General features: G+C 63.7%; 9 protein-coding genes. 8 read left to right on the forward strand and 1 reads right to left on the reverse strand.

Annotated elements, in window-relative coordinates; genetic code table 11:
* Positions 1-382, reverse strand: a 382-nt coding sequence (locus JSV08_03395; GenBank protein UCF81467.1) for a hypothetical protein, incomplete at its 3' end; no start/stop codon positions are given.
* 428 nt (positions 383-810) lie between these two features.
* Here JSV08_03395 and JSV08_03400 point away from each other — a divergent pair.
* The 8 genes from JSV08_03400 to JSV08_03435 all read left to right on the forward strand — a co-directional run bounded on the left by JSV08_03400 (position 811) and on the right by JSV08_03435 (position 11,484).
* Positions 811-3,015, forward strand: coding sequence for a hypothetical protein (locus tag JSV08_03400; GenBank protein UCF81468.1), 2,205 nt, complete (start codon positions 811-813; stop codon positions 3,013-3,015).
* Between the two features lie 194 nt (positions 3,016-3,209).
* Positions 3,210-5,081 carry a bifunctional homocysteine S-methyltransferase/methylenetetrahydrofolate reductase gene (locus JSV08_03405; GenBank protein ID UCF81469.1) on the forward strand — a complete coding sequence of 624 codons (1,872 nt, stop codon included), beginning with the start codon at positions 3,210-3,212 and terminating at the stop codon, positions 5,079-5,081.
* Positions 5,078-6,205, forward strand: a complete 1,128-nt coding sequence (gene gcvT / locus JSV08_03410; GenBank protein UCF81470.1) for a glycine cleavage system aminomethyltransferase GcvT — start codon at positions 5,078-5,080, stop codon at positions 6,203-6,205. Before JSV08_03405 ends, gcvT begins: the two co-directional genes overlap by 4 nt.
* Positions 6,202-6,600 carry a glycine cleavage system protein GcvH gene (gene gcvH, locus JSV08_03415; protein UCF81471.1) on the forward strand — a complete coding sequence of 133 codons (399 nt, stop codon included), beginning with the start codon at positions 6,202-6,204 and terminating at the stop codon, positions 6,598-6,600. Before gcvT ends, gcvH begins: the two co-directional genes overlap by 4 nt.
* A 9-nt stretch (positions 6,601-6,609) precedes the next feature.
* Complete coding sequence (gene gcvPA, locus JSV08_03420) at positions 6,610-7,965, forward strand: aminomethyl-transferring glycine dehydrogenase subunit GcvPA (protein ID UCF81472.1); 1,356 nt, start codon at positions 6,610-6,612, stop codon at positions 7,963-7,965.
* Complete coding sequence (gene gcvPB / locus JSV08_03425) at positions 7,962-9,428, forward strand: aminomethyl-transferring glycine dehydrogenase subunit GcvPB (GenBank protein ID UCF81473.1); 1,467 nt, start codon at positions 7,962-7,964, stop codon at positions 9,426-9,428. Before gcvPA ends, gcvPB begins: the two co-directional genes overlap by 4 nt.
* Positions 9,429-9,509: 81 nt before the next feature.
* Positions 9,510-10,490 (forward strand): MoxR family ATPase, encoded by a 981-nt coding sequence (locus tag JSV08_03430; GenBank protein ID UCF81474.1) that lies wholly within the window; start codon positions 9,510-9,512, stop codon positions 10,488-10,490.
* Positions 10,491-10,590: 100 nt separating this feature from the next.
* Positions 10,591-11,484 carry a DUF58 domain-containing protein gene (locus tag JSV08_03435; protein ID UCF81475.1) on the forward strand — a complete coding sequence of 298 codons (894 nt, stop codon included), beginning with the start codon at positions 10,591-10,593 and terminating at the stop codon, positions 11,482-11,484.
* The last annotated feature ends 78 nt before the right edge of the window (positions 11,485-11,562 follow it).

Consider the following 11,562-nt stretch of genomic DNA (forward strand, 5'->3'; position numbering starts at 1 on the left):
CCGCTTCTACCTCTTCCGCCTCCTCTATCGCCACCGCTTCCTCCACCGCTTCTACCTCTTCCGCCTCCTCTATCGCCACCGCTTCCTCCACCGCTTCTACCTCTTCCGCCTCCTCTACCGCCACGGCCTCTTCCGGCTCGGCCTGCTGCGTCTGCTCTTCTTCTACGCTTCCCTCCGTTTCCTGCCCTTCTTCCTGTTGTTCTGAAGCGGCGGGTGAACGCTCCTCGCCCGGCTGAGAGAGTTCTTCCTGGGGCGCTTCAGAGCGAGGAGGATCCGCCAATGCGGTCACGAATGGGGCAAAGGAGAGCACGAATACTACCAGCAGACTGGTCACAATTCTCCCCAAATTCATGGTGGGTAGCAGCGCGTTCAGCGTGTGCATAAGGTAAAGACGTATAATACACGCTTACGGGAAATTGTCAAGCACCGACGCTCCTCCCCAATCCCGATATAGAAGCAAGGAAAGGGTAAGGCAAGCGCCTGCGCCACCCTAATGTTTGGGGATGGAAAATCTTTATCCCATAAGGCCTTGCTTTCTAATCCTCTTTTTCTATATCGGGGTTAGGGCGCGACGCGGTTAGTTGACAAACACACGCGTCGTTTGTTAAGCTAGTTTTTCACCCGGCGCACCGAGGTTTGCCGTTTGCGACGGGGGTGTTTTTTCCTCCGAAAAGGAAAGTTGCGGAAGAACGCATGCCAAGCGATCCAACAGCCGACGAACGTCTAAGAAAGGCCATTCTTCGGGGGCAGCAGCTCCTCGAAAATGAGGCTTATCATGACGCTGTCACCTGGTGCCAAAAGGTTCTCGCCGTGTATCCGGACCAGCCGGAGGTTTCGAAACAACTGGAGACGGCGCAGAGTACGCTTAATCAGCGCCTTCTGGATGACATTTTTAGCTTGGCCGAGCGCGCGGCGGGCGAGGGTGACTACGACGCCGCGCTGGAGCAGTTCCAGAAAGTTTTCGACGTGGACCCCGAAAACGCGCGCGCCAAGGAGCGCATCGCCCAAATTAAAGCGCTGAAAGAAGGAGCTTCTGAAGGCGGCGCGCTTCCCGCCCAGCCTTCGAAGGAGGCCGGGGAGCAGCCGTTCGGCATCAACGTCGACGATCCCTTCGCGCTCGGCGACGAAGCCGCTCCTCCGGCGCCGCAGGAGGCGCCGCCCGCTCCGGCTCCCGAGGGGCGGACCGAGGCTCCCGGTGCGGAAGCCGTGCCGACCATCCCGGGCGCTTCCAAGGAACTCGAAATTGTGGACGACATATCGGACTCGCTCCTTACGAGCGAGCGCATGCACGAGGCGGCGGAGGAGTTTGGCGCCCGAGTCGTGGACGAGCCGCCGCCGGGAATCGATTTCGTGGTGGATAAGGAAAAGAGTGCGGAGGAGGCGGCGCTGGAGGCTGAGCTTGAAAGCGCCGCGCGTGGAGAGGCGCCTCCCGCGGAGGAAACGACCGCCGACGGTGCCCCGTCCCCGGCCGAATCGCCCGGCGAGGCCAAAACACCGGAGCCGGATGGAGGGAAAGCGGCGCCGTCCTTCGATCTTGACGAGATAGAAGCCTCGGCCTCGGCCGAATCGCCCGGCGAGATTGAAATGCCGGAGCCGCAGGGAGAAGAAGCGGCGCCGTCCTTCGAGCTTGCCGAGCCCAAAGCTCCGCCCGCCGCGGGCGAGGAGGCCCCGCTCGAGCTTGAGGAAACGGGCCCTCCGGGGAAGGCCCTTTCCCCCGAAGAGCAGAAGCACATTGAGGAATTGTCGAAGAAGGGCGACGCGTATTTTGAGCGCGGTCAATGCCAGCTCGCCATCGACACGTGGTATCAGATTCTCCTCGTGGATGAGAACCACAGAACCGCGCTCCGGCGAATCGAGAAGGCCAAGCGCGAACTCGAAATGCAGGGCAAGAAGGTCACGCTGGACCTGCCGGCGCAGGACGTGCTCGAGGCAACCGACGCCTCCATGACGGCGGAGGCGATGGCCGAGGGACCGCAGCAGGCCATCGAGACGCTTCTCGAGGAAGCGAAGAAACTTCTTGAAGCCGGAAAATACGCGGCCAGCGCGGAAAAATGCGAGCACATCATTCAGATTGAGCCCGGCCACCAGGAAGCGAACCGCCTCATCCACGATGCCAATTTGAAGATGCAGGGCGAGGAGCGCAAGGAGGCCGCCCGGGCGGAAGCGACCCCGGCCGAGGCTGTTTCCCCCGAACCGTTCACGCCGGTGGCCCAGCAGGAGATTAAAATCGCCGCACCGCCATCCAGCCGAGCGCCTCTTCTCCTGATCGTTTTGATGGTCATCCTTTTGCTTATCGGTGGGGGGCTGGCGGCGTTTTTTATGTGGTTCGCCAAGCCGGCGCCCGTCGAGGATACGCAGCAGGTTGTCGCCCCGAAGCCCAAGCCGCCTCCGCCGCCTCCGGAGCCGGAACCCGAGCCGGAGCCCGAGCTTGATGGACCGTCGAAGGAAGCGTTTTTGGCTGCGCAGAAGGAGAAGGCTGCACGCCTTTTCAAAGATGCCCGTGCGTTCTATTCCAAACGCAAGTACGCCGAGGCGGCGGCCGCCATCGCCGAATCGACCTCTCTGAATCCAACCAATCTGGAAGCCATCGACTTCAAGGAAAAAGTCGACTTGGCCCTAGCCGCCTCCCAGGAGGAAACGGCGCGCTACGAGCGGGCCCTGAAAAGCTTTAAAGAGAGGAACTACGAAGAAGCCCTGCGCCAATTCTACCGGATGAAGGAGGTTCGTTACTACAGCCGCGAGCTTCAAGAAACGGTGGCGCGCGGATGGTACAGCCTTCAGGTGAAGCCCGAGGAAGTGGACGCGTACATCGAGAAGTCTTGGTACAACCGGGGCGTCGTGTCCCTCTGGGACGAGAATTCCGAACTGACCATTGAGGCGTTCCGGGAATACCTCCTGCTGCGCCCGGACGACAAAGAAGCCCGCAAGCACCTCTCGGTAGCCGAGCGCTACAGCAGGCGCCCGAAAGACGAGAACTACCGCCAGTACGTTTCGTTCTTGAAGCTCAGGGAATAACAATCGGATGCACCCCGACCGGACTCCGGCGACGGCCGGTGCCGCCGTGTCCAGGGAGGTGCCGTGCTCGTAGTCTTTCCAGTTGCCATGGGCGGTTCGCTCGATGTCCTCGGCTTGTCGGTCCCCACAAGGTCGGGATTTGCCCCTCGGCGGAAAGATGGAGTAATTCCGCAAGATAGCAAAGGAGATTCCGAATGGGAGAAGCCTCGAACGTTCTGAAAAAACTCAAGGAGCAGGCCCTGCTGTTTGACGGGGCGGTGGGAACGCTCCTCAACGCGCGCGGCGTTCCGCTCGGGTACTGCAAGGATGAGCTCAACCTGACGAACCCCGATCTCGTGCGCTCCATTCACCGCGACTACCTGCGCGCGGGAGCCGACGTGATTGAAACGAACACGTGGGGCGCGAACTCCGTGAGATTGAGCGCCTTCGAGCTCGAAGGGGACGTCAGAGAAATCAATCTTCGAGGCGTCGAGCTCGCGTGCAAAGAGGCGGGCACGAAAGCCTTCGTGGCGGGCTCGGTGGGGCCGCTGGGGACGCTTATCGAGCCGTACGGGCGGCTCAAGCTCGCGGACGTGCAGAAAATCTACCGCGAGCAGATCGAGGCCCTGGCCGAGGGCGGCGTCGACTTGCTCTGCATCGAGACGATGTCGAGCGCCGTCGAGACCGAGGTGGCCGTCAAGGTGGCAAAGTCCGCGGCATCCGTGCCCGTGATGGCGCTCATGACCTTCACTTTCGAGGGCGTCACGAAATTGGGCGACGAGGTCTCCCCTACCCTGCACCGCCTGGCCAAGGCCGGGGCGGACGTCGTGGGAATTAACTGCACGCTCGGCCCCAAGGAGACCTACGATATCCTGAACAAAGAAGCCGCATCGCTTCCCGATGTGCCGCTCGCGGTGATGCCTAACGCCGGCTACCCTCAGGTCATCGGCGACCGGATTATCTACCTGACGTCGCCCGACTACTTCAGGGAATATGCCGCGCTTTTCCTGGAAAGCGGCGTGAGCGTGGTGGGGGGGTGCTGCGGGACGACGCCCGACCACATCGCCGCGATGGCGCCCGTGGTCAAGGCAGCCAAGCCCGCGAAATCGGCACCGGCGGCGAAGGCCAAGGCGGAGGAAGGGCGCATCCTTTCGTTCCCGGCGCTCGTGAAAGAGGAAGCGCCGGAGCCCTCGAAATTTCTCGAAAAGCTCGGCAAGGAATTTGTCCAGACGGTCGAGATCACCCCGCCAAGGGGGCCCGACTGCAGCACGATGGTCGAGGCAGCCCGCATGCTTCGGGCGGTGGGCATCGACGCCGTGGACATAACGGATAACCCGCTCGCGCGCGTCCGGATGAGCTCCATCATGCTCGCATACCTTCTCAAGCACGAGACCGGCGCGGAGCCCATCATCCACTACACGTGCCGCGACAAGAACGTGCTCGCCATCCAGTCGGATCTGATCGGTGCCTCGGCGCTGGGGCTGCGGTGCATCCTCTCCATAACGGGCGACCCCCTCAAGATCGGTGACTACCCCGACGCCAAGGCCGTCTTCGAAGTGGACTCCACGGGCCTGGTGAAAATCATCGACAGCCTCAACAGGGGCAAGGACCTGGCGGGGAACGATATCGGCTCCTCAACTTCGTTCAAGGTCGCCGTTGGTGTCAACCCTCTGGCCGAGGACTGGGATTCAGAGCGCGGGAAAATCCGCGCCAAGATTGAAGGCGGCGCCCACTTCGCCATGACGCAGCCCCTGTACGAGGTGCCCGACGTGGAGAAATTCGTAAAACGCATGGAAGAGTTTCCGGAGCTTCCCGTGCTCGTCGGCCTACTTCCCATCCGCTCCTACCGCAACGCCAAGTTTCTCGAAGAGGAAGTCCCCTACATAACGATTCCGAAAGCCATCCTGAAGCGCATGGAGGCCGTCAAGGACAAGAGCAGGGAGGTGCAGGTGGAGGAGAGCGTGACCATCGCCGCGGAGCTCTACCGCAGCATGCGGGAGGCCGGCGCTCAGGGCATCTACTTCATGCCGCAGCTCGAAAAGTACGACATGGTCGTGGAGATTGTGCGCCGCGCCGAGGCGCTATGACCGTCAAAAAAACCCCGCTCCATGCCATGCACAAGCGCCTAAAAGCCAAAATGGTCGAGTTCGCGGGCTGGGAGATGCCCCTCGAGTACGAGGGCGTCGTGGCCGAGCACATGGCCGTGCGCACCGCCGCGGGCGTTTTCGACGTGAGCCACATGGGGGAAATTTTTCTCGAAGGCCCCGGCGCGCTCGCCCAGATCCAGTGCCTTGCCTCAAACGACGCCTCGCGCCTCGCCCCGGGCCGGGCGCAGTACTCCGCGCTCACGACGGAGCGGGGCACCGTCGTGGACGACGTTCTCGTGCACAAGCTCTCCGACGAAGAATATTTCCTCTGCGTGAACGCGGCGACGACGGACAAGGATTTCGCGTGGATTAAAGGGCATGCCTCGAACCATGTCGAGGTTGCGAACCGAAGCGCGGACTTCGCGCAAATTGCCGTCCAGGGCCCGCGTGCAGCGGGCGCCCTCCAGGCGCTGACGGAGCACCCGCTCTCCGAGGTCGGAGCCTACCGCTTCGCCCGGGCCGACGTGGCCGACGCGACGTGCATCCTGGCGCGCACGGGCTACACGGGCGAGGACGGCTTTGAAATCTACGCCGCGCCCGAAAAGGCCGAGTCCGTGTGGAGTGCCGTGATGGAGGCCGGAAAGGAGCTCGGCGTCAAGGCATGCGGCCTCGCCGCGCGCGATACGCTGCGCCTCGAAGCCGGAATGCCCCTCTACGGAAGCGACATGGACGAGACGACGACGCTTCTCGAAGCCGGTCTCGAAGGAATCGTGAAATGGAACAAGGGCGATTTCCTGGGGCGCGACGCGCTCGAGGAGCAGAAAACCGAAGGCGTCCGGCGCAGGCGCGTCGCCTTCGAGATGTTAGAGAAAGGCATCGCGCGCCGCGGCTACGACGTGCTCTGGCGCGGCGAGAAATTCTCTCACGTCACGAGCGGCACGTACGCGCCGTTCTTAAAGAAAGCCATCGGCATGACGTACCTTCCCGCCGAGGCGGTGCCTTCGGGCGCCGAGTTCGAGGTTGACATCCGCGGCCGCCGCGCCGGCGCGCGCGTGCTCGAAGGGCCGCCCTACAAGCGCTCGCCTGCGCGAGCAGGAAACACACACGAGGAGCATTCAGCGTGACACATCCCGAGAATCTCCGCTATACGAAAGACCACGAGTGGATCCGCGTCGAGGGCCCCGACCGCTCGGTCGGGGTCGTCGGCATCACGGATTTCGCCCAGGGCGAGTTGGGCGACATCGTCTACGTCGAGCTTCCCAAGCCCGGCGCGAAGCTCGAAGCCGGAAAGCCCTTCGGCTCGGTCGAATCGGTCAAGGCCGTCTCCGACCTCTGCGCGCCGGTCTCTGGCGAGGTCGTCGAGGTGAACGAGGCGCTTTCGCGTGCCCCGGAAACCGTCAACGCGTCGCCGCACGACGTGGCGTGGATGATCAAGGTCAAGCTGAGCGATCCCGCGCAGGTGGAATCGCTCATGACGGCGGAAGAATACGAGACGTATATTTCGGAGCAAGGCAATTAATTCCACTTGATGCGCTACATCCCCAACACGCCGCAGGACCAGAAGCGCCTACTCGACGCCGTCGGCGCGCCTTCCGTCGAGGCGCTTTTCGAAAGCATCCCGGAGGAATTGCGCTTACGGGGAAAGATCGGCCTTCCCGACGCGCTCGCGGAAAACCAGGTGCGCAAGGAGATGGAGCGCCTCACGGGTCGTAACCGCCCGACGACGGATTATGTATCCTTCCTCGGCGCGGGGGCGTACCACCATTACGTACCGGCCGCGCTCAACCACCTCCTCCAACGCGCCGAGTTTCTGACGGCCTACACGCCCTACCAGCCCGAGCGTAGCCAGGGAACGCTACAGGCCATCTTCGAGTACCAGACCATGATGTCCATGCTCTCGGGTCTCGACATCGCAAACGCCTCCATGTACGACGGCGCCTCGGCTTCCGCGGAGGCGTGCCTCATGTCGCTGCGCCTCCGGCCCGATAGGCGGCGCATCCTCGCCGCGCAAAGCGTCGATCCCGAGTACCGCGAGATCATGCACACCTACACCGGCCACATCGGTGTCGAGATTATCGAAGTGCCCTTTGAGGAGAAGACGGGGCTGCTCTCGAAAAAGGAGCTGGAAGCGAACCTTGACGAGAGCGTCGCGGCCGTGGTGATTCAGAGCCCCAATTTCTTCGGCGCCATCGAAGACGTGCAAGCCGTGGCCGACGCCGCGCACGGCGCGGGGGCGCTGCTTGTCGCCGCCGTGGCGGAGCCCCTGTCGCTTGCGCTTCTGAAGCCGCCCGGCGAGCAGGGGGCGGACATCGTGGTGGGCGAGGCGCAGGCGTTCGGCCTCGGGCTCCAGTTCGGCGGGCCCTACCTGGGCTTCATGACGGCGCGCGACGAATTCAAACGCCAGATGCCGGGCCGCATCGCGGGGGAGACCGTGGACAAGGACGGCCGGCGCGGCTTCGTGCTCACGCTCGTCACGCGCGAGCCGCACATCCGCCGCGCGCGCGCCACCTCGAACATCTGCACCGACGAGACGCACTGCGCCCTCGCGGCGTCCATCTATCTGTCGCTCATGGGACGCCGCGGACTGCGCCGCATGGCCGAGCACAACGCGCGCAAGGCGCACCTCTTCGCCGAGGCGCTCACCGATATTCCCGGCGTGGAGCGCTCGTTCTCCGCCCCGTTCTTCAACGAGTTCACCGTCCGCCTTCCCCAGCCCTCGCGGGAGGTGCTCACGGATCTCCGGGAGCTAGGCATCGTCGGGGGCTACCCGCTCGTGCGCACCTACCCGGGCCGCGAGCATGAGATCATCGTCTGCGTGACGGAAATGAACCGCCGGCGCGACCTCGTCACGGCCGCGGAGGCGTTCCGGGACGTGCTCCGATGACCCACTCGGAAAAACTCCTCTTCGAGCTCTCCCGCGAGGGACGCGAGGGCGTCTCCTTCGCCGACGAGACGTTCAAGGAAGAAGAAAAGGCGCCGCTCGGACTCGACGGGGCGCTCCTCAGGGACGACATCGAGAATTTCCCCGAGCTTTCCGAGGTGGACGTCGTCCGCCACTACACGCGCCTCTCGAAGTGGAACACGAGCATCGACGAGGGAATGTACCCGCTCGGCTCGTGCACGATGAAGTACAACCCGAAGCTCCACGAGGACGCGGCGCGCCTTCCCGGGTTCGTGAACCTCCACCCGTGCCAGCATGACTCGGACATCCAGGGGGCGCTCGGCCTCGTGTGGAAGCTGGAGCGCTACCTTTGCGCCGTCACGGGTATGGACGCGGCGGCTCTTCAGCTCGCGGCGGGCTCCCACGGCGAATTCACGGGCCTTCTCATAGCACGCGCCCACTTCGACCACCGGGGCGAGCAGCGCACCGAGGTGCTCATACCGGACTCGGCCCACGGGACGAACCCGGCCAGCGCGACCCTGGCGGGCTACGAGTCCGTGGAAATTCCCTCCGACGAAACGGGACGCATCGACCTGGCGGAATTCAAGAAAAAACTCACCCCGTCCGTCGCCGCCCTCATGATGACCAACCCCAACACGCTCGGGATCTTCGAGAGCGACGTCGTCGAGATCGCCGAGCTTCTTCATCAGAACGGCTCGCTCCTCTACTGCGACGGCGCGAACATGAACGCCTTCCTCGGCCGCCACCGCCCCGGCGACGCCGGCGTGGACATCATCCACCTCAACCTGCACAAGACGTTCTCGACGCCGCACGGGGGCGGGGGCCCCGGCGGGGGGTGCGTCGCCGTGAAACGATTCCTCGAGCCCTGCCTTCCCGTTCCGCGCATCCGGCGGAACGAGGAGGGGTACTACCGTTTCGACAGGGACCGCCCGCGGAGCATCGGCCGGATGCGCAGCTTCTGCGGAAACTTCGGCGTCCTCGTGCGCGCGTACGCCTACCTCCGCACGCTGGGGCACGAGGGACTGCGCGAGGTGAGCGGAAACGCCGTCCTCAACGCGAACTATCTTCGCGCGAAGCTCAAGGACGACTACGAGCTTCCGTACGAGACCCCCTCGCTCCACGAAGTCGTCTTCTCCGACGCCCGCCAGCGCGAGCACGACGTTTCGGCGCTCGACGTCGCCAAGCGCCTCCTCGACCTCGGGTTCCACCCGCCCACGGTGTTCTTTCCGCTCATCGTGAAGGGCGCGCTCATGATCGAGCCGACGGAGACCGAGGGCACCGAGGAGCTAGACCGCTTCGTTGCGGCCATGAAGCAGATCGCCCGCGAGGCCGAGGAGAATCCCGAGATTCTGCGCGAGGCGCCCGTGCGCATGCCCGTCCGCCGCCTCGACGAGGTGCGCGCCGCGCGCAAGCTGCGCCTGAGGTGGACGCCGGAGGAAGCGTAAGCCCGCCGTTTGCCCTTCCCCCGAACCTTTTGCTAAGATGAAGCGTTTCCTACTAGCAAAAACAGGAGAAACACGAACCCTATGGACGTAGCCGCAATTCAAGCACAGATTGAGCGCGACGGAGCCTCCCTGCGGGCGCTCACGAGCGAGATACGCAAGGTCATAGTGGGCCAGAACGACCTCGTGGAGCGAATTCTGATCGGCCTTCTTGCGCCGGGGCACATCCTCCTCGAGGGCGTACCCGGGCTTGCGAAGACCCTGGCCGTGAGCACCACGGCGGCGGCCATCGATGCCAGCTTCAGCCGCATCCAGTTTACGCCCGACCTGCTTCCGGCCGACCTGGTGGGTACGCTCATCTACAGCCAGAAGGACGGCTCGTTCGTGCCCCGCAAGGGCCCCCTCTTCGCCCACCTCATTCTGGCCGACGAGATTAACCGCGCGCCCGCGAAGGTGCAGTCCGCCCTCCTGGAGGCGATGCAGGAGAGGCAAATCACCATCGGCGACAAGACGTATCCCCTGGAGGAGCCGTTCCTCGTCCTCGCCACGCAGAACCCCATCGAGCAGGAGGGCACGTATCCGCTTCCCGAGGCGCAGGTGGACCGCTTCATGATGAAGGTCAAGGTGGGCTACCCCTCGAAGGAGGAGGAGAAGACCATCATGGAGCGCATGGGGCTGCGGGCGGTGCCCGAGGCCTCGGCGGTCGTGGCGAGGGAGGACATCCTGCGCACGCGCGACACGGTCGAGTCGGTCTACGTGGACGACAAGGTCAAGGACTACATCGTGAACCTCGTCTACGCGACGCGCGAGCCGAAAGAGTTCGGCCTCGACCTGGCGGGCCTCATCGAGTACGGCGCCTCGCCGCGCGCCTCGCTCTACCTCCTCAAGGCCGCGCGCGCCCATGCCTTCCTGCGGGGCCGCGGCTACGTGACGCCCGAGGACGTGAAGACCATCGGCTACGACGTCCTCCGCCACCGCATCATACTGACGTACGAGGCGCTCGCCGAGAACACTACGACCGACGGCGTCATCCGGAAAATTTTCGACGGCGTGGAAGTACCGTAATAAAAATGACCGATTACCGATTATCGATTACCGATAATAAGGAAAAAATTCCTTTTTAATTATTGGTTATCGGTCATTGGTCATCGGTCATAAAACTATCATGCAGCCCAGCGAAATCCTAAAAAAAGTTCGGCGCCTCGAGATCACGTCGAAGAAGATCGTGGACCGCGGCATCGCGGGCTCCTACCACAGCGTGTTCCGGGGGCGCGGCATGGAATTCTCCGAGGTGCGCGAGTACCAACCCGGCGACGACGTGCGCTCCATCGACTGGAACGTGACGGCGCGCATGGGCTCGCCGTTCGTGAAAATTTTCGTCGAGGAGCGGGAGCTCACCGTCATGCTGCTGGTGGACGCGAGCGCGTCGCTCCGCTTCGGCTCGCACGGCGAATACAAATCCACGCTGGCGGCCGAGGTGGCGGCGCTCGTCGCGTTCGCCGCCCAGCGCAACAACGACCGCGTGGGACTGCTCCTTGCGACCGACCGCGTCGAGCGCTACATCCCGCCCCGGCGCGGGGAGGCGCACGCGCTCCAGGTGCTCCGGGAAATCCTCTACTTCGAGCCCGAGGGGCGCTCCACGAACCTCGCGCAGGCACTCGCCCATTTTCATAACATTCACCGCCGGCGCGCCGTGGTGTTTGTGCTCTCGGATTTCCTGGAGGGGAATCTAGAGGCCCTGGCCCGCACGGCGCGCCTCGTGAACCAGCGCCACGACGTCATCGCCGTGCGCATCCGCGACGCGCTCGAGGAGCGCGTCCCGAAAGCCGGCCTCGTGGAGTTCGAAGACCCGGAGACGGGAAAAATCGTCCTGGTGGACACCGGAAGCCGCGCATGGAGGCGGGCGTTCACCGCGGAGGTGCGCGCCCGGGAAGAGGCCTTCGCCGGATTTTTACGCGAGGCGCAGGTGGACCACCTCGTGCTTCGAACCGGCGAGCCCTACTGGCCGCCGCTTGCGCGCTTCATGAAGGAGCGCACGCGCCGCCGCCGCGCCGCTTAAAAATAACCGATGATCGATTACAGATTACCGATAAGAAGGAAAAAATTCCTTTTTAATTGGTCATCGGTCATCGGTCAT

This window comes from Acidobacteriota bacterium (genome assembly GCA_020349885.1).
GTDB lineage: Bacteria > Acidobacteriota.